This is a genomic window from Aristaeella hokkaidonensis (genome assembly GCF_018128945.1).
GTDB lineage: Bacteria > Bacillota > Clostridia > Christensenellales > Aristaeellaceae > Aristaeella > Aristaeella hokkaidonensis.
Window position 1 is genome coordinate 802,865 of record NZ_CP068393.1, and the last position, 26,055, is coordinate 828,919.

21 protein-coding genes are annotated in these 26,055 nt (G+C 53.7%); 15 read left to right on the top strand and 6 right to left on the bottom strand.

Annotated elements, in window-relative coordinates; translation table 11 throughout:
• Window positions 1–30 precede the first annotated feature (30 nt).
• The 5 genes from JYE49_RS03720 to JYE49_RS03740 all read right to left on the bottom strand — a co-directional run bounded on the left by JYE49_RS03720 (window position 31) and on the right by JYE49_RS03740 (window position 6,676).
• Window positions 31–1,293, bottom strand: a complete 1,263-nt coding sequence (locus JYE49_RS03720; protein WP_093956127.1) for an extracellular solute-binding protein — start codon at window positions 1,291–1,293, stop codon at window positions 31–33.
• A gap of 190 nt (window positions 1,294–1,483) precedes the next feature.
• Window positions 1,484–2,554, bottom strand: a complete 1,071-nt coding sequence (locus JYE49_RS03725; protein WP_093956128.1) for an endonuclease/exonuclease/phosphatase family protein — start codon at window positions 2,552–2,554, stop codon at window positions 1,484–1,486.
• 16 nt (window positions 2,555–2,570) lie between these two features.
• Entirely contained in the window at window positions 2,571–3,311 is a 741-nt protein-coding gene (locus JYE49_RS03730; RefSeq protein WP_093956129.1) for an MgtC/SapB family protein, read from the bottom strand.
• A 29-nt stretch (window positions 3,312–3,340) separates the two neighbouring features.
• Window positions 3,341–4,804 carry a cation:proton antiporter gene (locus tag JYE49_RS03735; RefSeq protein WP_283399297.1) on the bottom strand — a complete coding sequence of 488 codons (1,464 nt, stop codon included), beginning with the start codon at window positions 4,802–4,804 and terminating at the stop codon, window positions 3,341–3,343.
• A 45-nt stretch (window positions 4,805–4,849) separates the two neighbouring features.
• On the bottom strand, window positions 4,850–6,676 hold the full coding sequence (locus JYE49_RS03740; RefSeq protein WP_179217196.1) for an alpha-glucuronidase: 1,827 nt from the start codon (window positions 6,674–6,676) through the stop codon (window positions 4,850–4,852).
• Window positions 6,677–7,069: 393 nt separating this feature from the next.
• On the opposite strand from JYE49_RS03740, the gene JYE49_RS03745 reads away from it, so the two are divergent.
• On the top strand, window positions 7,070–8,662 hold the full coding sequence (locus tag JYE49_RS03745) for an alanine/glycine:cation symporter family protein (protein WP_346763056.1): 1,593 nt from the start codon (window positions 7,070–7,072) through the stop codon (window positions 8,660–8,662).
• A 58-nt stretch (window positions 8,663–8,720) separates the two neighbouring features.
• On the opposite strand, the gene mnmM is transcribed toward JYE49_RS03745, so the two are convergent.
• The gene (mnmM, locus tag JYE49_RS03750) at window positions 8,721–9,278 is read right to left on the bottom strand and encodes a tRNA 5-(aminomethyl)-2-thiouridylate-methyltransferase MnmM (RefSeq protein WP_304583303.1); all 558 of its coding nucleotides are present in this window, start codon (window positions 9,276–9,278) and stop codon (window positions 8,721–8,723) included.
• A 213-nt stretch (window positions 9,279–9,491) separates the two neighbouring features.
• On the opposite strand from mnmM, the gene JYE49_RS03755 reads away from it, so the two are divergent.
• From JYE49_RS03755 to JYE49_RS03820, 14 genes are all read left to right on the top strand, one after another.
• Complete coding sequence (locus tag JYE49_RS03755; protein WP_093956132.1) at window positions 9,492–10,667, top strand: PIG-L deacetylase family protein; 1,176 nt, start codon at window positions 9,492–9,494, stop codon at window positions 10,665–10,667.
• 268 nt (window positions 10,668–10,935) lie between these two features.
• Window positions 10,936–11,787: an NlpC/P60 family protein gene (locus JYE49_RS03760; protein WP_093956133.1), complete on the top strand. Its 852-nt coding sequence runs from the start codon at window positions 10,936–10,938 to the stop codon at window positions 11,785–11,787.
• 247 nt (window positions 11,788–12,034) lie between these two features.
• On the top strand, window positions 12,035–13,240 hold the full coding sequence (locus JYE49_RS03765) for a hypothetical protein (protein ID WP_093956134.1): 1,206 nt from the start codon (window positions 12,035–12,037) through the stop codon (window positions 13,238–13,240).
• Between the two features lie 19 nt (window positions 13,241–13,259).
• A complete protein-coding gene (locus JYE49_RS03770; protein ID WP_093956135.1) occupies window positions 13,260–15,287 on the top strand; it encodes an alpha-amylase family glycosyl hydrolase in 2,028 nt (675 codons plus the stop codon).
• A 12-nt stretch (window positions 15,288–15,299) separates the two neighbouring features.
• On the top strand, window positions 15,300–17,315 hold the full coding sequence (locus JYE49_RS03775) for a glycoside hydrolase family 31 protein (protein ID WP_093956136.1): 2,016 nt from the start codon (window positions 15,300–15,302) through the stop codon (window positions 17,313–17,315).
• Window positions 17,316–17,580: 265 nt separating this feature from the next.
• Window positions 17,581–18,087 (top strand): ribosome maturation factor RimP, encoded by a 507-nt coding sequence (gene rimP, locus JYE49_RS03780; protein ID WP_093956137.1) that lies wholly within the window; start codon window positions 17,581–17,583, stop codon window positions 18,085–18,087.
• A 15-nt stretch (window positions 18,088–18,102) separates the two neighbouring features.
• Window positions 18,103–19,290, top strand: a complete 1,188-nt coding sequence (gene nusA, locus JYE49_RS03785; protein ID WP_093956138.1) for a transcription termination factor NusA — start codon at window positions 18,103–18,105, stop codon at window positions 19,288–19,290.
• A gap of 46 nt (window positions 19,291–19,336) precedes the next feature.
• Window positions 19,337–19,627: an RNase P modulator RnpM gene (rnpM, locus tag JYE49_RS03790; RefSeq protein WP_093956139.1), complete on the top strand. Its 291-nt coding sequence runs from the start codon at window positions 19,337–19,339 to the stop codon at window positions 19,625–19,627.
• Window positions 19,624–19,929: a hypothetical protein gene (locus JYE49_RS03795; protein WP_093956140.1), complete on the top strand. Its 306-nt coding sequence runs from the start codon at window positions 19,624–19,626 to the stop codon at window positions 19,927–19,929. The genes rnpM and JYE49_RS03795 overlap by 4 nt, the downstream gene beginning before the upstream one ends.
• A gap of 57 nt (window positions 19,930–19,986) precedes the next feature.
• Window positions 19,987–22,803, top strand: coding sequence for a translation initiation factor IF-2 (gene infB / locus JYE49_RS03800; RefSeq protein WP_093956141.1), 2,817 nt, complete (start codon window positions 19,987–19,989; stop codon window positions 22,801–22,803).
• Between the two features lies 1 nt (window position 22,804).
• Window positions 22,805–23,185, top strand: a complete 381-nt coding sequence (gene rbfA, locus JYE49_RS03805) for a 30S ribosome-binding factor RbfA (protein ID WP_093956142.1) — start codon at window positions 22,805–22,807, stop codon at window positions 23,183–23,185.
• On the top strand, window positions 23,166–24,137 hold the full coding sequence (locus tag JYE49_RS03810; protein ID WP_093956143.1) for a DHH family phosphoesterase: 972 nt from the start codon (window positions 23,166–23,168) through the stop codon (window positions 24,135–24,137). Before rbfA ends, JYE49_RS03810 begins: the two co-directional genes overlap by 20 nt.
• A 3-nt stretch (window positions 24,138–24,140) precedes the next feature.
• Window positions 24,141–25,046, top strand: coding sequence for a tRNA pseudouridine(55) synthase TruB (truB, locus tag JYE49_RS03815; protein WP_093956144.1), 906 nt, complete (start codon window positions 24,141–24,143; stop codon window positions 25,044–25,046).
• Window position 25,047: 1 nt separating this feature from the next.
• The gene (locus JYE49_RS03820; RefSeq protein WP_093956145.1) at window positions 25,048–25,965 is read left to right on the top strand and encodes a bifunctional riboflavin kinase/FAD synthetase; all 918 of its coding nucleotides are present in this window, start codon (window positions 25,048–25,050) and stop codon (window positions 25,963–25,965) included.
• Window positions 25,966–26,055: the final 90 nt, after the last annotated feature.

The following is a 26,055-nucleotide window of genomic DNA, read 5'->3' on the forward strand; positions in this document are numbered from 1 at the left end:
CGGTATTCCGGCCTCCCGGATGATAGAGGATTATTTACCGGTGATCTTCGCCTGCAGCGCATCCAGCAGTTCCTTCACGTTGCCACCGGTGAGGGCCTGCTGTTCAACTTCGATAACGCCCTGCTTCACATCGTTCCATTCCGCCTTGGTGGTGGGATAGAACTTGGCACCGCCCAGCACGTCCAGCCAGGCCTGGAAGGAAGGATCAGCTTCAACCAGAGCGCCAACAGCAGAGTTCACAGCGGGCAGGAAGCCTTCCATGGAAACCCAGCCGACATAATTGGCGGGATCATAGAAGAAGGTCAGGAACTTGCCGATGGCTTCGTTACGGGCAGCCTGATCGGGAGCAGTTTCATCCTTGAAAGCCATGATACGGTCCATGACGCCGACGGAACTGGAGCCGGCACCTTCATTGTGCGGCAGAGCAGCGGTTCCGGGAACCACGGTGCCTTCCTTGTCGATGATGTAGGTGGGCAGCTGGTTGGGGGCAATCAGCATGGCCATCTTGCCGGCAGCGAACATATCCTGCAGGTCATAACGGGTCTGGGTGGCAGGGTTCGGGTTGGTGAAGCCCTTGTTTACCAGGCCGATAGCATATTCGATGGCCTCAACGTTGGCGTCGGAATTCAGGATCCATTCGCCGTTCTCGTCCACGAAACCGCCGTTGTTGCCCCAGGTGTAATAGGCGAAAGCGGCCTGACCTTCATCGGTGGTCATATCAACGCCCCAGGGATACACTTCGCCGCCGAAGGCATCCAGGATCGCCTGGGAAGCGTCTTCCAGTTCAGCCCAGGTTTCCGGCACCTTGTCAACGCCGGCTTCCTTGAGCAGGTCTTCATTGTAGAACAGGGCACGGGCAGAAGCCAGGTCCGGAACGGCCCAGACAGTTCCGTCGATGACGGACTGCTCAATGAAGGAGGGGAAGAAGTCCTGGAACAGCTCGTCCGGGCAGTACTCGGAAACGGGCATCAGCAGGCCTTCATTCGCGTAATCGGCAAACACGTCGATATTCAGGATGTCCGGCGCGTTGTTATTGCTAATCCGGGTGGAGACAACCGTGTACAGGTCATTCCAGGAGACAACTTCCAGATTCAGCTTGATGCCGGGGTTGGCTTCCTCAAACTTCGCGACGAAGTTGGAACCATCCATGCCCGATCCAAGGAACCATTCCTGGGTGTTGGGGCCGTACTGGGCGATGATGACGTCCAGCGTAATGTCCTCCGCATGAGCGGAAACAACCGCCAGGGAGAGGAACAGGGACAGGGCAAGAATCACAGACAAAAATCTCTTCATGGTTAACCCTCCATATGTTTTTTTCGCAGCGAAACAAGCTGCTTTTCTTTAGATTCAGTATAGCTTTCCGCAGGGGCTTTGTCAATGAAGAAACACCCTGGAAAATGCACCGGAAAGCAAGAAAAATAAGGGTTTCCGCAGCGCAGAAACCCGGCAGGCCTTATGGATCAAAGGATGGGAAAACCACCTGTTATTCGAGTGTAAAAATCATCCGGACAGGATTGTGATCGGTGCAGGTGAAGCCATAATCCAGGGTCTCGACAGATTCGGCATGGACGTTTGCGGAGACGATGAATCCGTCAATCAGATAGAACTGGAACCCCTCTTTATCTGCACCGGCGTAGGCCCGGTCCAGAGAACGGCAGGTGGGGAAGCTGTTATCCATCAGCAGGGTGAAGTCGCTGCCGAAGGAAGCGGCATCGATCACGCCGGGCTGCCACATGCCTTCATATACAGGATAAGCGCTCTGGTCGATATTGGTAAAGCGCTGGTTGAAATCACCGCCGGCGATAACATAATTGCCTTTAGCATACTCTTCCTGCATCAGGGCGGTAAGCTGGCGGGCCTGGGCCTCCTTGCCTTCGCCGTCATCATAGGCTTCCAGATGCAGATTGATCAGTACCAGCTCCCGGTCAGAATCCTTGACAGGGAAGCGGCTGACCAGCAGGCATCTTTTCAGGTTGAAAAGCCGGATCGGCCAGGAGAAGGGAACCGGCAGGGAAATCCGTGCCGAGCTTCCGGGTACGGCAGCGCTCAGAGTATACAGGCCGCTCTCCACATGCCCCATCGGTGGAATCGGATAGGGAACAAAAAGCGTATTGAAGTTATAGGCAAAGGATTCACTGGCGCCTGGAAGAGTTTCCCGCAGGACGGCGCGTTCATCCAGCCCGTGGCTGCGGGCAGAATTGATATCCACTTCCTGCAGAATCAGGAAATCAGGATTCAGGGTTTTCAGGGCGTCACGGATGCCTGCAAGGTTGCTTTCCACCCTTGCCTGATCAGCCGTGTAGACGGATGATCCTCCGTCCATGAAGAAATCAGCATTATCGCCCAGGGCACCGTAACCGCAGTTCCAGGAGACGATGGTCAGCGGTCTGCCTGTTTCCAGGACAGCTTCAGTTTCCTGCTGCGCTATGATAACCTCCGTGTCGGCAGGGCGGTATTCGGCAACGGTGAACACGCCAACCGCCAGGAGGAGCAGCAGAATCAGTATCCCGACGATACAGAGCAGCGCTTTCAGGATCTTTCCGACGATTTTCATGTTTCCACCTCCGGTTTTATGCTCTCATTTCCTCAATATGATAGACATAGTCCAGGGACTTCAGGGCTTCAATAATCTCAGAATGGGTTTTGTACTTCTTCAGCATTTCACTGCTGATGGTGATTGAGATGCTGTAAACGGACAGGCCGCTGCCCACATAGGCAGGATTCTGCTCAATTTCATCAATGGTCAGTCCAAGCCGGCGGATCACGGTAACGAAATCCTGCAGGCAGACACTGTTGGTCAGCTCCAGGTGGACTTCAAAGTGATTGGAGTGGTTGTTGAAAGCAATTTCCAGCGGCGGGAACCAGAACAGGATACAGAGCAGAGCGGCGTAAGCGGCAATTGCAACGGTATAGCAGCCGAGGCCCAGGGAAATGCCGATGACAATGGACACCCAGAGGCCGACAGCAGTGGTCAGGCCTTTAATCTGGTTCTTTGATGAATAAAAGACGGAATGCACTGTGATGATGGAAGCGCCGATAATGGTTCCAGCGGAGAGCAGGAAGAATGCGTGACCGGATGAAGCGGCAAAGACGTAGCTGTCCAGGATGGCAACCAGTGTGCCGACCAGGAATGCCAGCATAAAGGTGCGCAAGCCTGCAGAATGCCTTTTGTTGGAACGCTCCCATCCGATGATGGCTCCCAGGATCAGCGAAAGCAGGATCCTCAGCAGCAGGGAAGCCACGGTCAGATCGGTTGCCCAGTTTCCCAACAGACCGGCAATCGGATCCTTAACGATAAAAACAGTGTCCATGATACATCCTCCTCAAAAGGTGTCAATAATCAGAAAATATCGCGCCGGAGACCGCGGCGGCGGGTACGAGGCTGCGGCTGGGTCTGATCCCGGTAATACTCTTCGGCAGCCTCCGTAAAAGCCTTTTCATTTTCGTTTTCCGAGTGGACCGGAAGTTCACTCTGGATTTTCTGGATCCGATCGATCAGCAGTTCCAGCTCGGATTTCTTTTCGCCTGTTTCTGTGATTTCAGGAACCGGAGCCACCTCTTCCAGTTCGTTGGAATAGGAGCCGGAAAGCCAGAGAGAAAGTTTGGCAGCACCTGGACCGATCAGCTCATAAAGGACACTGGATGACAGGATGATTGTTTCCAGCGCGTGTCCCATTTCCCCGCCGAGCTCCCGGGCACCCAGGGCAGCCAGACCGATGGCTACGCCGGCTTGCGGAATCAGCGCAAGACCCAGGTAATTACGGACTTTGGGCGCCTTTCCGGCAAGACGGCATCCGGACCAGGCACCGATATACTTTCCAAGGATGCGGACGATGAAATAGATGACTCCGACAACCAGCAGCGGAACGGCACCGATGCTTTCCGACTGGTTCAACAGTGATCCCAGGTCGAAAGACAGGCCGCTGCGGAAAAAGAAGAGCAAAAGGATCGGCGGGCTGAAATAATTCAGCTGGCGGAACATCCGTTCATCTTCCGTCGTGTTGATATAAACCATACCCATGGCCATACAACCCAGCAGCGGGGAAACGTCAATGACCGCGCAGATGCCGCAATAGGAAAACAAAACGGCAATGGCAATGATCAGCCGATTGTCCGTACTGCGGCGGGTGCCGACGAGCCATTTGAGAATCAGGCCGAAGAAGCAGCCGAGCAGGAGCAGCAGCAGGGTTTTTCCAAGGGGAATCAGCACAGCAGAGATGTGGAATCCGGTGCTGGAGAAGACGGCGGTGGCCAGGGAAATGGCCATGGAATAGAGCACCAGGCCAACAACGTCATCCAGGGCAACCACCTGAAGCAGGGTTTCGACAAAATCGCCTTTTGCGCCTGTCTGACGAATGGTCATGATGGTGGAAGCGGGAGCAGTGGCTGTGGCCAGTGCGCCGAGGACCACTGAAAATGCAAAGTTCAGACCGAGAATCAGATGACAGGTCAGAAAAACGAGAATGGCGGCGCCGCAGGATTCAAACACCGTAATGGTAATGACTTTTCCGCCGTTCTTTTTCAGGGTGGAAAGGCGGAAAAATTCACCGGTACTGAAGGCAATAAAAGCCAGGGCAATATCCGGAAGGAAAGAGGTTCCTTCAACTATTGTCTGCGGAATTAAATTCAGGGCAAAAGGACCCGCAAGAATACCGCCGACAATATAGGCGGTGACATTGGGCAGACGCAGCTTTTTGGTAATCCGGGTCATCAGGAAACCCGCAGCAAGCATCAGCGCAATGGAGATGATTGTTGCCGGTACGGCAGAATCGCCTCTGTTCAGCCAGCTCATCCAGACAGGCAAGGAATTCACCTCCGGTGGAAAGACATTCATAACAAATAAAGGAGGTTAATCATAAATTGTGCGGCCATGAGCGTCCGGAGCACCGCTGAGACGGTGGAAGAAGGTGTTGATGATATCACACCATTCCCTGGCGCTGTACAGCTGCTGATTCATGCGGTCACGGATAACAGAGGCGTCAGGTTCAGGGAAGGGCAGTGCAAGCAGCCTGTCCGCCATGACGCGGGTTTCTTCCAAGCCTTCAAAATGATCATCGTAGATCCGCTGAATCAGCGTACGGCCGTCGCGCATACGGTAATCATAGGGCAGACGGTGATAGAACAGCAGGAAAAGGTCCGGACAGACTGCCGGGTCTTCATACTTCCTGCGGAAGTCCTCGGGATACTGATCCAGGTATCCTGTACCTGAATGGGTACGGTTGATACCAACAGCGTTCCGGTCCGCTTTGTGATAGGTTCCCCAGAGATCATATTCGTAGCCGGAAGGATTCGGTCCGTAGTGTTCATGGGGTGTGATCATCCAGCCGATGCCAAGGGGAGCGGTATACTTTTCATAGGTGCGGCGGGATGAAAGAAGCAAAGAGACCAGAGTCTGTTCCTGATCGTCTGTGAAATCATAGGTCATGCGGCACCAGCGGGCAACGGCTTCCTCAGCGTTCACGTCAGGATTCCAGGCAAGAAGTCCATAGGTATAGAGATTCACCGCAGCCAGCGGATGACCGGTATAATTCTCATCATCGCCCAGGTTGGAAACGGCCGCGATGGACATGATATTGTCCGCCGGCAGTTCCTCATAAAGTTCTTTCCACATGGGAATCATGGTGTACAGATCAATCTGATGGCCAGTATATTCCTGCGCCAGCTGCAGTTCCATGGCCAGTTTTGTTTTCTTCATCCCGAGAAGCAGGGGACTGAGGGGTTCCCGGACCTGGAAATCAAAAGGACCGTGTTTGACCTGGAGAATGACGTTTTCCGCGAATTCACCGTCAAGGAAAGCATAGTGTTCCCATGCAGCTTTGGGACGATCGGTTTTTGTATCACGCCAGTCCTGACGGCAGTTATAGACAAAGCAGCGCCAGACGACAACGCCTCCGAAAGGTTTCAGAGCATCCGCCAGCATATTGGCGCCCTCAGCATGATTCCGGCCATAGGTAAAGGGACCGGGGCGTCCTTCGCTGTCTGCCTTGACGAGGAAACCGGCCAGATCCGGAACAGCAGCGTATACACGGCCTGCGGTTTCCTTCCACCAGGCCTGCACGGCAGGATCCAGCGGATCAGCGGTGGAAATGCCATGACGCATGGGCTGGGAGAAATCCACGGAGACCATGAGACGGACGCCGAAAGGACGGAAAAGATCCGCCAGGGCGGCCAGATCCGGAAGATAATCCTCCAGCAGCAACTGGGCAGGGTAATGGACGTTCACATTGTTAATGCACAGAACGTTCAGCCCGACAGAGGCCAGCAGCCTTCCGAGCGTCTGTATGCGCTCCGTGCTGTATTCGAGACGGCCGTTCCTGAAAAAAAGACTGCGGCCGGCATAGCCGCGCTCAATATCCCCGTCAGCGTTGTCCCAGCAGTTGATCATCCGGAGGGAATACTTCGGTTCTGAGGTGACAGTACCGGATAAAGCTTTTCCGCAAAGTGTATCCATGATGAGGCGATATGCACCGTACAGCAGGCCGGTGCTTCCGCCTGTGATGCTGAAGAAACCGTCATTACCGGGCACGATCTGATATGCGTCACCCATATCCGTCTGTTCATACAGATCAAAAGGGGTATGCGGGAAAAAGCTTTCCAGTTCAAAACGTGCTGTTTCCGCAGGTGTCCTGAGAGTGACAGGCGGGGTTTTACTGAGTTTGCCGAGCCACAGATTCATAGGCTGAAATATCCTTTCAGGGTAAAAATATAACCGGCATCCGGGCCGCTTGTGCACCGGACGGGAATATGCCGAAAACATATGCCGATTAATCAATATATTATACTCCCTGAATATGCGGTTGAACAGTGCGGAAATGATAAAAGGGCAAATAAAACTGTTTACAGAAAGCAGGGGTGGAGACTATCTCCGAATTGAAAAAAAATGACCGTGGAAAAAGAAAAAGGAGACTGATCGCCTGAAGGCTTTGTATTTTCATTGTTTCGGGGCACGGGAACAATTGACAGTCCAAGATGCCCGGTTGTAAAATCCTTCGCAAGAGGCAATGGCGTCTTCGGGCAGTCGGTTCGGAGACGTTGTTTTCTATTATCTTTTTGAGAGGGTGGGAATACTATGACCAAGAGATTAAAGTCTGTTCCGTGGATTCTTCCGGGTGTACTGCTGATGAGTGCGTCTGCTGCTGCAGCAGAAGAAGCAGGCAGCGGTTTCCTGGATCATGTCGCGAATGTGAACAATGCCGTGAACGGCGTTGTATGGGGAGTTCCCGCCCTGGTTCTGCTTGCATTTGTAGGCATCCTGATGACCGTGCTGACGAAGGTTTTCCAGGTGTCACATTTCGGCCACTGGATGAAGAAAACCATCGGGGCTGTTTTTCATGACAAGCATGTGACCTCCCATACGACGGATAAAAGCATTTCCCAGTTCCAGAGCCTGTGTACCGCCCTGGCGGCCACAGTCGGCACCGGCAACATCGTGGGTGTTTCCGGCGCAATCCTGATGGGCGGCCCCGGCGCTGTTTTCTGGATGTGGGTCATGGCCTTTCTCGGCATGATGACCAACTATTCCGAAAATGTTCTCGGCATTTTCTACCGCCGCAAGAATTCCAAGGGCGAATGGTCCGGCGGCGCCATGTATTATCTGCGTGACGGACTGGGCTCCAAAAAAGGATGCAAAACGCTGGGACGCATTCTGGCCGGCCTGTTCTCCTTCTTTTGCCTGGTTGCCGCTTTCGGTATCGGCAATATGACGCAGGTGAACGCCATTTCCGGTAACATGCAGAACGTGTTCGGCATTCCCACCTGGGTAACCGGCGCGATTGTGATGATTCTTGTCGGCCTGGTTGTGGTGGGCGGACTGAAACGGATCGCTTCCGTTACAGAAAAGATCGTTCCTTTTATGGTGATTCTGTATATGATCGGCACGATTGCCATCTTCTTCATCAATATCGGCCAGATCGGTTCCGTGTTTTCCTCCATCTTCAAGGGCGCCTTTGGGATGAGCGCCGCGGCCGGCGGTGTTGTGGGATACGGCATGAAGCTGGCGATTGAATGGGGTATGAAACGCGGCGTCTTCTCCAACGAAGCCGGTCTTGGCTCTTCTGTTATGGTGCACTCCAACTCCAACGTCAAGGAACCGGTCAAGCAGGGCATGTGGGGCATCTTTGAAGTGTTCGCCGATACTATCGTGGTCTGCACCCTGACTGCTTTCGCCGTGCTTTCCTCCGGTATTATCGACCTGAATACCGGCGTGCTGACAGAAGCCTTCAGCAGCCTGACCAAGAACGATCTGGTCGCTACTGTGTTCAACAAACAGTTTGGCGTGATCGGATCCAGCTTCATTGCGATTTCCATTGCACTGTTCGCATTCTCCACCGTACTGGGATGGAGTCACTACGGCACGAAAGCCTGCGAATACCTGCTGGGTGAGAAAAATACCGTTCCGTACCGCGTAATCTTTGTGCTGCTGGTATTTGGCGGCGCTGTCATGGGTGACAACCTGGCATGGGACCTGGCGGACACCTTCAACGGCCTGATGATGATCCCCAACCTGATCGGCGTCATCGCCCTGTCCGGCGTTGTGGCGAAGATCACAAAGAACTATGTGGACCGTCATCTGCGCGGCATCCAGGTAGAGCCGATGTATTCCGCCTTCCAGGATGTCCAGGAAGAAGAGGAAGCGGCCCCGCCCACTGACGAGGACGACTGATCCTGAAAGATGAAACATCCCCCGGTTACTGCCGGGGGATGTTTTTTACTGTATTGATTCAGATCAGTTTCTGCACCACGAAGCATTCCGGAGCACCGGGACCTGCGTTCAAAAAACGTTGATGGAGCACGTTGTAGGTTTTATTGGAAAGAGTTGCAAAAAAGCCGGTCAGCTCGTGGCGCTCCCTGTCTCCTTCCGGATGACCGGGGTAGGCACAGAGGACAAGCACACCGCCGGGCAGCAGGAGATTCAGGGCTTTTGATACCGCCTCCCGGGTTGTTTCCCAGAATGTTGTGACCGTATGATCTCCACCGGGAAGCCATCCCAGATTGAATACCACCGCCCTGACGGGATTGCTGACATGCTCATCCATATGCTGGTGACCGCAGCAGAACAGATCCGCCCGGTCCAGAAGGTTATCCCGGCGCAGAAGGGCTTCTGTGGAGGCTACTGCCTGCTCCTGAATATCAAAAGCATATACGTGGCCCGACGGGCCGACCGCTTCACAAAGGAAAACGGTATCATGACCGTTGCCCATAGTGGCGTCAATGACGGTATCTCCGGGCTGCACCACACAGGAAAGAATGTCTCTGGCAAGATACCTGGCTGATTTCAATTCATAACTCATATTATAAAACCCTTTCAAGTTCAAAAACTGGTCTACCGGTTCACTTCGGAAAAGGAAGAACGGCAATAATATCCATTATCCCTTTCTCTTTGTCAATATGACATGGGAAACAGGCAACAGGAGTTGTAGACAAAACAGGATGTGAGGTATACAATCTGCAAAGAACGGTTAAGGAACCGTCCAGCGGAAGGGAGAGGCGGAATGAAGAAAAAACTGACAGGATTCCTGCTTTTCATGCTGATTATTTGCTGCATATATATGTATGCCGCAGCAGAAGAAGCAAAGGAAATCAAAACCGGGATCGAGTTTACGGCCAACGGCAAATCCAGCAATTTTGAAGATATGCAGGATGATGATTTCAGAACCTACTTTCCGCTGAAGGAAAAGAAAGGCTGGCTGGAGATTCACAGCGAGACTCCCGTCGGCGGCGTTTATGTAAAGCTGTTTGAGAAAAACGGAGCGCCGGTTGAATATGCGGTCCAGGTAAAATCAGGGAACGACGAATGGGAGACCGTTGCCGAGGGCGGACAGTACCTGATACACTGGCATCCACTGAAAGAAGCTGTGAATGATATCCGCATCGCAGGGAACAGCAAGGAAAGAATCCGCATTGCTGAGCTGCAGCTTTACGGTGAAGGGGAAAAGCCCGCAGACGTACAGGACTGGCAAACCATTGACAAATGCGACATGATGCTCTTGTCCGCACATCCGGATGACGAAATTCTCTGGTTCGCAGGCCTGCTTCCGACCTATGCGGGTGAGAGAAAGCTAAAGGTGCAGCTCGCGGTGATGGCGCCGACGGGCGGAGAACGAAAACTGGAACTGCTTCATGCAATCTGGCATTGCGGAGTGACCGCTTATCCGGAATTCATCGGATTGGTGGATAAAAACGGGAAAACAGTGGAGGGACAGTATACGGCCTGGAAAGGAAAAAACAGGGTGCTGGGTCTTGTCACTGAAGTGATCCGGAAACATCAGCCGGAAGTGATGGTTACCCACGGTGAAAACGGTGAGTACGGACATGGTGCCCACAGGACGGCCTGTGCCGCGGCGAAGGAATGCGTGAAGCTTGCCGCAAAAGAAAGCAAGTTCCCCAAGAGCGCCAAGAAATACGGTACCTGGCAGGTCAAGAAACTCTACCTGCATGAATACAAGAAAAACGTGATTCCGTGTGACTGGACGGTACCGCTGGAAGCCTTTGGCGGAAAAACCGGCTTTGAAGTGGCCGCGGAAGCCTTTGAATTCCATCGCAGTCAGGTCCGGCGGAACTGGCAGTTTGAAGCGGTTGGTCCCCACGACAATACACTGTTCGGACTGTATTTTACCAAGGTCGGACAGGATACGGGAATCGGCGATTTTATGGAGAATATTCAGTAGTTTGATATAAGCGGGAAGTCCGGCCCGGCAAGGCCGGACTTTTTTCATTGTATAAGTGAAAAAAACGTTCAGAAAACGTGCACAGGTAACCAAAACAGAGAAGAAAAATGCCTGATGTGTAACCCCAAAAAAACGCATTGACAATTACGTGGATATAGATAAAAATGTACCCATAAAATCATTATCCGACGGTTCTGCAAACCGGAAAAGGAAAGCGAGAAAGACCGGATAGAACGGGTTTAAACAGAATAAAGGAGTTTCTGAAATCATGAAGATTCTGAAGAGAATTTGCCTGCTGACCGCAGCTGTGATGATTCTGCTGACTTCCGCAGGAATAGCGGACAGATACCATGTTCTGGATGCCGCGCTTTCCATGCTGGAGGAAGGGAATCCTTTTCTGACAAGATATAACGAGGATACCGGGGCAGGAATTGAAGCGAGATATCCGCTGGGATGCCCCTATTTCTGGGGCGGAAGGGATACAGAAAAGATCCTGGAGCCTGCTCATCCGGAACAGGAATCAGATTATTACAAAACAGAAAATCAATACCTTTACGGACTGGACTGCGCTGGCTTCACAAGATGGGTGGTTGAACAGGCGGGATACACGCCTCATGATTCCATTTCCAATCTGCTGAACAAGAATCAATATAAAGAGTACGTGATTTATAAGGCAGCAAAAAAGACCGGAAACAAACGTGTGGAAGAACTGAATGTCGGTGATATCCTTTGTATTCAGCATGAGGATGGAGGCTATCATTCCGCCATGTTTATCGGTACCCTGCTGGATTACGGATATACAGCCCGGTCTCTGCCTGAAGATCTGCGGCCTTATCTTCACTATCCGCTTCTGATTCATGCAACCGGCAGCAGCGTTTATTATGAACGCTACAGGAACTATCTGGAAGGTATGGGGGACACAACAACACAGCCTCCCTACGGGGGCGTCATTGTGACGCTGCTTGACGCGAATCCGGAAGACGCCGCCTATCATACGCCGGCGGTTCTTGATCTGGAAACCCGCTGTTTCGACCTGGAAGGATACCATCTGCAGGTGACGGATCTTTCCGGAGAAAAGCAAATCCGTTGGATTCGATGGAGACAAAAACCGGCCAAGTAATCAAAGAATGCATCCGGACTGACGGGAAAACGGAAGAAAAGCATTGTATTCCCGGAATGAGTACAGTCTGCCAGGCTCTGCTTTATCCACAGTCTGAATGCTGAACGGCAAGACAAATCTTTCCGGAGAAAAAAGGATATTGGTGATCCGGCCCGGTTGTTTTACACCGGGCTTTTTGTTATACTGAAATGACAGGAATCGTCCAATCCCCCGAAGAAAAAAACAGACAAGACAGGTGAAAACATTGATGAGAAAGAACTATCTGGCTGGATTAATCGCATTCTTGATTCTCGTACTCGCGGCTTTCCCCGCAATGGGTGAGATCAGCGCTAAAAATACAGAAGCAAACGGAAAAATCACGGAGACATTATGGGCCGATGACAGCGGAAACCCGGCGGCGGGTCCGGAAGGATATGCACGCGTCATATACAGCTATAAACGGGATGAAACCATTGAACAGTATTATGACGCCGAAGGACTTCCGTACGAGGTCAGCGGCGGGTATTACGGCAAGCGAACTGCAAAGGACGGCCGCGGAAACATTACAGAAATTGAATTCCTGGATGCAAAGGGCAACCGTGTGGAAAACAGGCAGGGATATGCTCTGGTAGTCATGACGTATTACGGCTTTGGCGAGATCCGGAGCATTACCTATTACGGGGCCAACAGAAAGCAGGTCATAGTTCCGTCCCTTGGTTATGCATCCGTATTCTGTGAATACAGCGGTAAGACGATGACATCCCGGACGTACCGGGATACAAAGGGAAACCCGGTGGAATGTGTTGACGGCTATGCTGCTGTCCGACAGAAAACTGACAAAAAATACCGGGTGCTTTCCACCCGCTATGACCATGCCGACGGAAGTCCTGCGACAGGACCGGACGGATGGTTCCGGTGTGTGAAGAGCCGGGATGATAAAGGCAGGATTACCAGCATAAAGTATTATGACGTAAATGAGCAGCTGACTGACAGGGGAGCCGGATACGCCTGGGAAGAGTATGCATACGACGGAGATAACATTGTAAAAGTGACCCGGCGGGATCTGAATGACGCGGTGGTTGCTGACAGTGCCGGCGTGGCCACGACTGTCAGGGAAATGAAGGACGACCGCATTGTTAAGGAAAGCTTCCTGGACAGCGAAGGGAAACGAACCAACAACAAGCTGGGAGTCGGGGCGGTGCTGTATAGCTATGATTTCCAGGGCGGACTTGAAAAGGTGCAGTATCAGGATACGGAAGGGAATCCTGTACGGTGCAGTGAGGGCTATGCCGGCTATATGGACAAAAAGGACGAGGACGGGGCGACGGTAAGCCGTGTCTTCCTCGGAACGGATGGACAGGCCGCGGAGGTATCCGCGGGCTACAGTGAAATCCGCTATTTCTATAACGAATATAAACAGCTTTCATCAACGCGGTATTACGATCTGAACGGACAACAGGTACAGGTTCAATAAGAGGCGGAGGAAGATAAAAATGGATGTCGGAAAGCTGAATGCTCCCTATCAGATTACAGAGATTGATCCCTGGCTTGCCCCGTATGAGGCAGATATTGTTCTGCGCATGGACCGGTTCAAGGAAAAACGCCGGCAGCTGGTGGACGGGGCAGCTTTCCTGTCTGATTTTGCCAACGGATATCTTTTCTTTGGCTTCCACAGGACGAAAACCGGATGGGTTTTCAGGGAATGGCTTCCCGGCGCGGATGAAGTGCGCCTGATGGGCGACTTTAACCAATGGAACAGGGAATCTCATCCGCTGGACCGCGGAGAGAACGGCGTGTGGGAAATTGTGCTCCCCGGAGAAGACAGCCTGCTGGAGGGACAGAACGTAAAACTGTGGATCCGGAAAGGCGAGAACTGGTTTGAACGGCTTCCGGCATACAGCACAAAGGTTGCCATGGATCCTGAAACCAGTCTGCTTTGCACACAGGTTCAGGATCCGGAGAAAGAATATGCCTGGACAGATGAGGCGTTTATGGCTGAAGCGCCGGACGCACCACTGATCTACGAGGCTCACGTCGGTATGAGCCAGGACAAGGAAGGAATCGGAACCTACCGTGAATTCGCGGAAAACGTACTGCCCCGGGTAAAGGATCTCGGTTACAACACCATACAACTGATGGCTATCCAGGAGCATCCCTATTACGGTTCCTTCGGCTATCAGGTGACAAACTTCTTTGCCGCTGCCCACTGGTACGGTGATCCGGAGGATCTGAAGTATCTGGTGAATACTGCGCACGGAATGGGAATCCGTGTGCTGCTGGACGTGGTGCACAGCCATGCATGTCCCAATGTGGGAGAAGGACTGCAGTTCCAGGACGGTACGGAGGATCAGTACTTCCTGCCAGGAGGACAGGGATGGCATCCGGCCTGGGGTACAAAGCTGTTCAATTACGGCCGGACCGAAGTGCTTCATTTCCTGCTGAGCAACCTGAAATACTGGCAGACACAGTATCATTTTGACGGTTTCCGGTTCGACGGCGTAACCAGCATGATCTACCATGATCATGGACTGGGAAGCGCGTTTACGAACTATGACATGTATTTCAACCTGAATACAGACCTGGATGCCCTGAATTACCTGCAGCTTGCCAATGAACTGATCCACGAGGTCAATCCGAATGCCACCACTGTGGCAGAGGATATGAGCGGCATGCCGGGCATGTGCCTGCCGATTGAACAGGGCGGCATCGGATTTGACTACAGGCTGGCCATGGGCGAACCTGATTACTGGATCAAACTGCTGAAAGACACCCGGGACGAGGACTGGAATGTGAACGGCCTGTGGTACGAGATGACTACCCGCCGTCCCATGGAAAAAGTCATCGGATACTGCGAAAGCCACGACCAGGCGCTGGTGGGAGATAAAACAATCATCTTCCGGATGGCAGACGCTGAAATGTACACGGGCATGATGAAGGAGTATCACTCCCTGACCATGGACCGCGCCATTGAACTGCATAAAATGATCCGCCTGTATACGATGAGCCTTGGAGGAAACGGATATCTGAATTTTATGGGCAATGAATTCGGCCATCCGGAATGGATTGACTTCCCGCGGGAAGGAAACGGCTGGAGTTACAAATACTGCCGGAGACAATGGTCGCTGGTGGATAATCCGCAGCTGAAATTTGAATGGCTGAACGATTTCGATAAGGCAATGATCAACCTTGCGAAGGAACGGAAGCTTCTGGATGATCCGAACGCGGTGAGCCTGTGGATCGATCCTGAGAGGAAGATCATTACTTTCAGCCGGGGCGGACTCCTGTTTGTGTTCAATTTCCACAACAGCTATTCTGAACAGCAGTTTTTCCTCCATGCCCATACCACGGGAGAAGGATCATACAGGGTGATCCTGAGCACGGATGAAAAACGCTTTGGCGGCGCCGGACTGATTGATCACGATTATATCTACCAGACAACCTATACAGAAGGACGGGGCCTGGGATTTGACGTATACAGTCCCTGCCGGTCAGCCATGGTTCTGGAAAGAATATCAGAGTAAAGGAGACCGAGGATGATTTTCCGGAAGGAAGGAAATGCCCTGACAGCAAGCCGGGGCGGAGAAACGCTTCGGATTGAAGGTTGGGGTAAAAACGCGCTGCGTGTACGCGCAGTCATGTACGATACGTGGATCAGCCGGGATTATGCCCTGACAGAGAAACCGGCGGATACTGAATGTGAAATTCAGATCGGCACGGAAGAGAATCCGGACGGAAGCGGCTGTGTTCCTTGTGCTGAAATCCGGAACGGGCGCATCCGCGCTACAGTGAATTTCGCCGGCGTGATCAGTTTTTACCGCGACGGGAAACTGATCCTGCGGGAATACTACCGTTCCTACGGCGGTACACTGGTGCAGACCAGCCGCTGCCTGAAGATCGTGAACAGGGAATGGAAGGGCAATATCGGCGGCAGCGAGTATACGCTGACGGTCCGTTTTGATCCCAACAGGGAAGAGAAGATCTACGGCATGGGCCAGTACCAGCAGCCGGATCTGAACCTGAAAGGCACCATGCTGGAACTGGCACAGAGAAACAGCCAGATTTCCGTACCTTTCATGATCAGTTCCCTGGGATACGGCCTGCTGTGGAACAACCCGGCGGTGGGAAGAGTTACCTTTGCCAGCAACATGACGGAGTGGGTTGCACGAAGCACGCAGCAGATGGATTACTGGATCTGTGCGGGAGAGAACCCGAAAGAAATCCTGAACGGATATACCGCCGTGACAGGAAGGGCTCCCATGTTTCCGGACAGCCTGATGGGTCTTTGGCAATGCAAGCTGCGCTACCGTACACAGGAGGAAGTACTTACGGTTGCCAGGCAGTACCGGAAGGAAGGCATCCCGATCGACCAGATTGTGATTGACTTTTTCCATTGGACAGTCCAGGGAGACTGGAAGTTTGACAAAACCTACTGGCCGGATCCGAAGAAGATGGTGGATGAACTTCACAGCATGGGCATCCGCGTCATTGTTTCCGTATGGCCCAGCGTTGACCGGCGGAGCGAAAACTTCGGGCCGATGATGGAAAGGGGCCTGCTGATCCGCACAGAGCGCGGCGCAGCACAAACCTATGATTACCAGGGAGACTGTGTTGAAATCGATCCCTTTAACCCGGCGGCGAGGCAGTATATCTGGGAAGTCTGTAAAAAGAATTATTATGACCTGGGTATTGACGGTTTCTGGCTGGATAATTCCGAGCCGGACTACGGAGTTTATGACTTTGACAATTACCGTTACTGCACAGGACCGGCTCTGAGCTGCAGCAACCTGTATCCCCAGATGTTCTCCAGGGCTTTTTATGAACCCATGGCTGCAGAAAAAGGTATCGAGGCCGTGAACCTGCTGCGGTGCGGTTGGGCCGGCAGTCAAAAATACGGGAATGTTATCTGGTCCGGCGACGTTCCGAGCACTTTCGAATCCTTCCGGGAGCAGCTGCAGGCGGGACTGAACATAGGACTGGCAGGCATCCCGTGGTGGACGACGGATATCGGCGGATTTATGACAGATGACGTGAATGATCCGGCGTTCCAGGAACTGCTGATCCGCTGGTATCAGTTCGCTGTTTTCAGCGCTGTGCTGCGAATGCACGGAGACCGGGGACCATACAATATTCCGCCGCTCGATGAGCGGGAACGGGGAGGCGGCTACCTTCATACAGGCCAGCCGAATGAACTCTGGAGTTACGGAGAAGAAAACTACCGCATCATGCGGAAGTATTATGACGTGCGGATTGCCATGCACGACTATATCCGGGATCTGTACAGAGAAGCTCACGAAACCGGGGCTCCGCTGATCCGGACGATGTTCTTTGAATTCCCGGAGGACGCAAGATGCTGGGAACTGCAGGACCAGTACATGTTCGGAAGCCGGTACCTGGTTGCGCCGATTCTGGAACTCCATCAGCGCGAACGGCAGGTTTATCTTCCTGAGGGACGGTGGAAAGACCTGAACAGCGGGGAAATTCTGAAGGGCGGACGCACTGTGACAGCCCCGGCGCCGGTCGATGTGATTCCTGTGTATGAAAAGGTGTAAAATACCCCCAGAAAATCCTTGTACTAATTGAAAAATAAGGCTTGCTATGCGCAGGGAAGTATGCTATACTTTCCTGCGTATGGTTTCCATACGATTAAAAGCGGCGCAACGCCTTGAAAGAAGGGTTTAACGTAAAGAACGGAAACAGCCTGAAGGCCTTCGGAGACCGGTATGGGGACATGTTCCCGGACACGGTCGGCGCTGGCTGATGGAGGGCTTGTTTTCCGCTCTTTTTCATTGCCCGGAAAGGATGGGAGACTGACAGATGGCATCGAAGACGGAATCGCTTACCAGCCTGGAAGCGAAGGCCCGTGCCATTGCAGAGCAGATGGGCTACGAGCTCGTTGACGTCTGCATGGACAAAGAGCCGACAGGAAAATATCTGAGGTTTTACATCGACAAGGAAGAAGGCGTAAGCCTGGATGACTGCGAGGCATTCCACAAAGCTGTCAGGACACCCGCCGACAGCGTGGATTACGACTTCATGGAAGTTTCTTCCCCGGGCATTGACAGGCCGCTGAAAAAAGACCGGGATTTTGAACGGAATCTAGGCTGTGAGATCGAGGTTAAACTCTTCAAGCCGATAGACGGGACAAAGATTATTACCGGAGTCCTGGCCGGCCTTGAAGAAGGAAACATCGTGATCGATACGGGTGAAGGCAGGATGCTGGTGCCGCGGAAGGCAGCCGCACTGGTCAAGCCGGTGGTGGATATGGAAGGCATCGAGGACGTCGATCTTTCCGGTGATGATGAGAACAACACGGAGACGTGAGAAAGGACAAGAAACATGAAATCCGAAGTCATAGACGCAATTAAAATGCTGGCCAGAGAAAAGGAAATCCCTGAGGAGGCTCTTTTCAAGACCATTGAGGAGGCCCTGAAGGCCGCATACCGGAAGAACCTGCCGAAAACGGAAACTGCTCCGAACAACCTGGACGTTACTGTGAACCGCCAGGACGGCAGTATTTCTGTATATGCCCGGAAACTGATCCTGGAGGACGAGGAGATTGAAGATCCCACCAACCAGATCAGCCTGAAGGAAGCGCAGAAGATCAATCCCTCCTATCAGATGGGAGACATTGCCGAAGTGGACGTTACGCCCAACGGCTTCCTGCGCGTGGCTGCCCAGACGGCCAAGCAGGTGATTATCCAGCATATCCGTGAAGCCGAACGCGGAAAGATCTATGACGAATATATCGAGAAGGAAAGCGAAATCCTGACAGGTATTGTTGAGCGGATTGAACCCAAGGCTGCGTATATCGACCTTGGCCGTACCGAGGGCGTACTGGAAAAGGATGAAATGATCCCCGGCGAGGAACTGCACGATGGAGACCACATCAAGGTCTATATCCTTGAAGTACACAAGACAAGCCAGAATGCGGGATATACTCCCCAGGTATACGTCAGCCGGATTCATCCGAACCTGGTCAAGCGCCTGTTCGAAATGGAAGTGCCTGAAATCGCCGGCGGCATCGTAACAATCAAGAATATTGCCCGCGAAGCAGGAAGCCGTACCAAGATAGCCGTTCACAGCGCTGACGTGATGATCGATCCCGTCGGCGCCTGCGTCGGACAGCGCGGCGGCCGTGTTGACCGCGTGGTGACTGAACTGAAGGGCGAAAAGATCGACATCATCAAGTGGTCCGGCAACCCTGCAGAGTTTGTGGCCAATGCCCTGAATCCCGCCCACGTGCTGAGCGTGTACCAGGCAAAGGATGAAAAAGCATTCCGCGTGATCGTGCCGGATAACCAGCTGAGCCTGGCGATCGGCAAGGAAGGGCAGAACGCCCGCCTGGCAGCCAAACTGACCGGATGGAAGATCGATATCAAGAGCCAGAGCCAGGCTGCTGAGATGGACGACATGGTGGACGACAACGGCCAGATGACCGAGTTTGTCCAGGTGGAGACGCCTGCATACGACAGCTTTACGATGGACTTTGACGACAGCGTAGGCGGCGACGACGACACGATGTAAGAAGGATACCACTGGGCATCCGGATACAACGAAGCGTGGAGGTTCTATGAAACCAAAGAAGATTCCGATGCGGATGTGCGTCGGATGCCGCGAGATGAAAGAGAAGCGTGAACTGATCCGGATCGTCAGAACGCCGGAGGGGGACGCGGTTCTGGATCCTACCGGAAAGAAATCCGGACGGGGCGCCTATGTCTGCCGCCGGGCGGAATGCCTGCAGCGGGCAATCCGGCAAAGACAGCTGGAAAGACAGCTTGAGATCACACTGACACCGGAAATAACCGAAGCTTTGACTGCTGAAATGGAACGGTTGAACGCTGACGGGAGTGATCCGGAGTGAACGATCAGAAAGTGAAAGGCATGATCGGGCTTGCGGTAAGGGCCAGACAGGCAGCCGCAGGATCGGACGCCTGCAGGATCCTGATCAGATCCGGAGAATGCGGTGTTCTGCTGATTGACAGCGGAACTGCAGATAACACCCGTAAAAAGGCTGAAGAGATGTGTGAAAGGACAGGAACTCCCCGGAGAATCCTGCCTGAAGGACTGATCGAAGCAGCAACGGGGAAGAGCAACATGATTCTGGGAATTCGGAAAGGTTCCTTTGCGGAACAGATCCTGAAAGAGTCCATGAATGAAGAGTAAGTATTACCTGAACCAGAAACAAGAGTTCAAATGAGCGACGGGGGGAAACAACACCGAATGGCGAATGTGAAATTAAAAGATGCCACGAAAGAACTGGTAGAGGAGGCCTCCGGTATTCTGGAGGAAGCCACCAGAATCCGGAAGGAAGCGGACGGTCTTTTTGACGCGCTGAAGCGGCTTGATTCAGAAATGAACCGCCAGGCCGAAGAAGAAGCCGCACGCCGCAGGCAGCAGGAACAGATGAAAGCGCAGTCTGCCCATACGAAGGCGTTCACGATGCTGGACGATGACGAGAAGCAGATGATGGAAGCTGCCCGTAAGGAAGAAGCTTCCAAAGCAGCTGAGCCCGCTCCCGAGAAGCCTGTGAAGAAAGCCGAGGAACCCGCCAGAAAAGAAGCGGAAGTCCCGGTGGCAGAGAAACCCGCAGAGCCCGCCAAACCCGCCGCGGAAGAGAAGAAGCCTGCAAAGAAGATTGAATCCTACGTGGCTACGCCGGATGATCCGGATCCCAGCCGGCCTGCCGCGCCGAAGAAACCTGCAATCGGTCAGATTATGAGCAGACCGGGGGACAATCCTCCGCCTGCCAGGCCCGCACGTCCCGCCGGACAGCAGGGCCCCTACGGCCGCCCTGCCGGACAGCAGGGCCCCTATGGCCGTCCCGCCGGACAACCCGGACAGTACGGCCGTCCTGCCGGACAGCAGGGTCCCTATGGCCGTCCCGCCGGACAGCCCGGACAGTACGGTCGTCCTGCAGGACAGCAGGGTCAGTTTGGCCGTCCTGCGGGTCAGCCCGGTCAGTATGGCCGTCCTGCAGGTGGACAGGCAGGCGGACCGCGTCCCCAGGGCGGCGGTTTCGGCGGTGGACGCCAGGGATCTGCCGGAGGCGGAAGACAGCGTACGCCTGAACTTGCCGTACCGATGGAAAAGGAACGGGTGTCGAATTACGATCCGAACAAGAAGAATTATATCCGTCAGCACGATCCTGAACATGTGAGCCGGAACAGGAAGCAGGCGAGCAAGAACGCCCACTTCAACGGCTATGATGATGAGGTGATCCGCGGAGGCAAGCGGGCGCGCGCCAAGAAGCCCAGCGCCCAGCAGATGATGGCCCCCATCAAAATCGAAACAGCTTACATGGCCGGCGACACCATCACTGTGCGCGACCTGACGGAAAAAATCGGCAAGTCTGCCAGCGAAATTATCAAGAAGCTGTTCCTGCTTGGCAACATGGCCACCATCAACAGTGAAATCGATTTTGACACAGCCCAGCTGGTCTGCTCCGACTTTGAGATTACACTCGAGCGCAAGCAGGAACAGACAGCGGAAGCTGCCCTGGTTGCGGAAGACTTTGACGACGCGGAAGAAAACCTGCAGCCCCGTCCTCCGGTTGTTACAATCATGGGTCACGTTGACCATGGTAAGACCAGCCTGCTGGACTACATCCGCAAGAGCCGTGTGACTGCCGGTGAAGCCGGCGGCATCACCCAGCATATCGGCGCCTACACCGTGGACGTGGACGGAAGGAAGATTACCTTCCTTGATACCCCCGGCCATGAAGCCTTTACTGCCATGCGTGCCCGCGGCACCCAGGCAACGGATATTGCCGTACTGGTTGTTGCCGCAGATGACTCCGTCATGCCCCAGACGGTTGAATCCATCAACCATGCGAAGGCGGCGGAAGTACCGGTGATTGTTGCCATCAACAAGATGGATAAACCGGACGCAAACCCCGACAGAGTCAAGCAGGACCTGACCCAGTATGGCCTGGTCTGCGAAGACTGGGGCGGCGAAACCATCTGCGTTCCCGTTTCCGCAGTTACCGGACAGGGTGTGGATGACCTGCTTGAAATGATCCTGCTGCAGGCGGATATGCTGCAGCTGCAGGCGAACCCGAACCGTCTGGGCAAGGGCGTCATTATTGAGGCCAAGCTGGACAAAGCAAGAGGCCCGCTGGCCACCGTGCTGCTGCAGAACGGTACGCTGCACGTGGGAGACAGCATTATTGCCGGTCTTGCTTCCGGTAAGGTCCGTGCCCTGATCAACGATAAGGGCGAGCGGGTCAGCGAAGCCGGTCCGTCCATGCCGGTCGAAATCATGGGCTTTGATGATGTACCGAGCGCCGGCGATGAGATGATCGCAGTGGGCGATGATCACCTGAGCCGCCAGGTTGCGGACGAACGCCGTGAAAAGATCAAGGCAAGCCGTGAGGCCACCATGGCCAAGATGAGCATGGAAAACCTTTTCTCCTCTATCGAGGCCGGCAAGGTGACCACCCTCAACCTGATTATCAAGGCAGACGTGCAAGGCTCTGTGGAAGCTGTAAAGCAGGCCATGGAGAAACTGAGCAATGACGAGGTAAAGATCCGTGTACTGCACAGCGCTGCCGGTGCGATTACCAAGGACGACGTCAACCTGGCTTCCGCTTTCAACGCAATTATCATCGGCTTCAACATCCGGCCGGACGCTTCCGCCCGGGAAGCTGCCGAAAAGCAGAAAGTCGACGTCCGGATGTACACGGTCATCTACAAGGCAATTGAGGATATGGAACTGGCCATGAAAGGCATGCTTGAGCCTGAGTACCGTGAGGTTCTGCTGGGCCATGCGGAAGTCCGGAATGTTTTCAAGATTACCGGTTCCGGTATCATTGCCGGCTGCTATGTTACGGACGGCAAGGTTCAGCGGAATGCCGGCGTACGCCTGCTGCGTGACAACGTGGTGGTGTTCGAAGGCAAGCTGAGCAGCCTGCGCCACCTGAAAGACGACGTGAAGGAAATGGCCGCCGGATATGAATGCGGTATGAGCCTGGAGGGTCATAACGATATCAAGGAAGGCGACGTGGTCGAGTGCTACATTATGGAGGAGATCCCGCGCTGACATGAGTTACCAGAGAATTGACAGAATATCGGAAGAGGTTCGTCGGGAAGTTGACGCCATCATCCGGGAAGAACTGCATGATCCGAGAATCTGCGGAACCTTTTCGGTGACCAGGGCGGAAGTGACCGGTGACCTGCGGTACGCAAAGATTTATATCAGCGTGCTGGAGGATGAGCTGCGGGACGAACTGATCGATGCTCTGAAGAATGCAAAAGGCTATATCCGCCGTTCGCTTGGAAAGCGGATGATCATCCGCTATACGCCTGAACTGATTTTTGTCAGTGACAGGAATATCGCCTACGGTGTGCATATCGCCAAGGTTCTTTCAGAAGCGATCGGCACGGAGGACAAATCCGGTGACGATGATGAGCAGGAATCCTGACGCAATCGCCCGGCTGATCCGGGACGCACAGCGCATCGCCATCTGCAGCCACATTAACCCGGACGGCGACACACTCGGATGTGCCACGGCCATACGGATTGCGCTTCTGAGAATGGGCAAGGAACCTTTTCTGTTCTGCGACGGAAAGGTTCCGGATCAACTGGCTTTCCTGCCGGGAATCGATGAAATGCGTATACCGACCGGAGATGAAGCGCCTTTCGATCTGATGCTGGCAGTGGATGTGAGCGATATCAGAAGGCTTGGCTGCTGCGATCAGCTGATTCCCAAAAGCCGACATACGGCCCAGATTGATCATCATCCGACCAATCCGCTCTTTATGGAAGAGAACAGTGTGGACGGAGATGCTCCGGCAGCCTGTATCCTGATCCGGGAACAGATTGCTGCACTGGGAATCGAAATTGACAGGGATATGTCGATCTGCCTGTATACAGGGATCAGCACAGACACGGGCAATTTTGCTTTTGCGTCCACAAATGCCGAGTGCTTCCAAATCATGAGCGAATTGATGGGCAAAGACCTGCCCCTGGCAAAACTGAACCGGATTCTGTTCCGGGAGCGGGCGAAACCGCAGGTACTGCTGATGGGCAGGGCACTGAACAGCCTGCAGTATTACGAAAACGGGCAGATCGCTGCCATGAAACTAACCCTGCGTGACTTTGAGGAATGCGAAGCATTGAGTGAGCATGCCGACACGCTTGTGAACTTTGGTCTGGACACGGTCGGAACCAGAATGGCAATGCTGGCCAGAGAGGCTCAGGACGGTTCAATCAAGTTCTCACTCCGTGCAAAAGAGCCGGACTGTGTCAGTGACATAGCGCAAAGCTTCGGAGGAGGCGGACATCCGCAGGCCTCCGGTATCACATTATACGGAAAACTGGATGAAACAGCCGGAAACGTGCTGGACGCCATGATCCGTAAACTGAATGGATAGAAAATGAACGGTTTTTATAATATCCTGAAACCAACCGGAATGAGCAGCGCGGCCGTTGTGGCCGTGCTGCGCCGGCTTACCGGCATCAGACGTATAGGACATGCCGGGACACTGGATCCGGAAGCCGCAGGCGTGCTGCCCGTGATGACCGGGAAAGCCGCGCGGCTTTTTGATTATCTGGCAGATAAGGAAAAGGAATATGTGGCGGTATGTGCCTTCGGATCCAGAACGGACACACAGGACGCGACCGGTAACGTGATAGAGGAAGGAACCAATTATCCGGACAGGGAGACCTTCCTGAAGGCTGCCAGTGAACTGACCGGAGAGATCACCCAGACTCCCAGTATGTACAGTGCCATTAAAGTCGGAGGACAGCCGCTGTATCTGCGGGCCAGAAAAGGTGAGACGGTGGAAGTACCCTCCCGGAAAGTAAGGATTGACCGGATTGAACTGCTGCGGGAGACGGAAGATCACGGATTCGAGATCCGGGTTAACTGCGGCAGGGGAACCTATATCCGCACGTTGTGCGAAGACCTTGGAAACAAATGCGGATGCCCTGCCCATATGCGCAGTCTTCTCCGGACAAGAAGCGGTGCGTTTACCATCGATAACGCGATTACGCTGGAAGAAGCCAAAGCCCTGGCGGAAGCCGGGCAGCTTGAATCCAGACTGCTGCCACCCGACTATGCACTGGGACACCTGCCGAAAACAGATGTACCGGTACGATTCGGGAAAACCGTGATAAACGGCGCCAAGCTGCCGCTGTTCCCCGATGCGAAATCTATTCAGGAGGGAGACCCTGTCAGGGTTTACCTGAAGAATCAATTCTGGGGAATCGCTGTCAGGCGGGGGGAAGAACTGGTCTGGAAGGCGCAGATTGCGCCTGAGGAAACTGAGGAGATGAACTGAAATGCACGTGCTCCAAAGACCGCACAAGGCGGGGGAGAGGGTCGTTGCCCTGGGAATGTTTGACGGTGTCCACAGGGGCCACAGAACCCTGCTTCTCAATGCAAAGCGGCTTGCGGATGAGATTGGCGTACCGCTGCGGGTCTGCACCTTTAACCGGCATCCGCTGGAAATCATCCGGCCGGAGAATCCGCCGGAAATGATCTCCACTATTCCGGAAAGAGCTTCGCTCCTGTATGGAATCGGTGTGGATGAAATGGAACTGATTCCCTTTGATCAGTCCACAGCGAATATGGAACCTGAAGTTTTCCTGGACAGAATGAGGAGCTTTCTGGATGTCAGGGCTGTCGTTGCCGGCTGGAACTACTCCTTTGGACGGAAGGGACGCGGAACGGCGGAACTGCTGAAGGCTGACGGAGAGAAACACGGATACAAAGTGATCATTGAACCGCCGGCCACGCTGGAAGACGGGACAGTGATATCCAGCACCCTGATCAGGCAGAATCTGAAAGAAGGTAAAACAGAGCGGGCGGCTGAACTGCTCGGTTATCAGTACAGCCTGACAGGAACCGTTGCAGAGGGGAAACACCAGGGCCACGGACTCGGTTTCCCGACGGCGAATATTGAACCGTGGAAACGCAAGGTACTGCCGAAATACGGGGTTTATACAGGCCTGCTGGAGACAACGAACGACACGCTGCCAGCTGTAGTGAATATTGGTATACAGCCGACAATGCCCTCAGGCAAAGTTACCGTGGAGGCCCACGCACTGACAGAAAGTCCGGAACTATACGGACAGAAGGTCAGGCTTACCCTGCTGAAGATGCTCCGTGAGGAAAGGAAGTTCGCTTCCCCTCAGGATCTGACAGCGCAGATTGAAAGGGACCGGAATGAAGCCATGCAGTTATTTAACATGGCATAGATGGTCGGAATCCGGACTGTCCGCGGCATTGCGACAGCCGGAGGCGGGATGTATAATTACGCTGTCAGAATCTGGTATATGTCTGGAGGA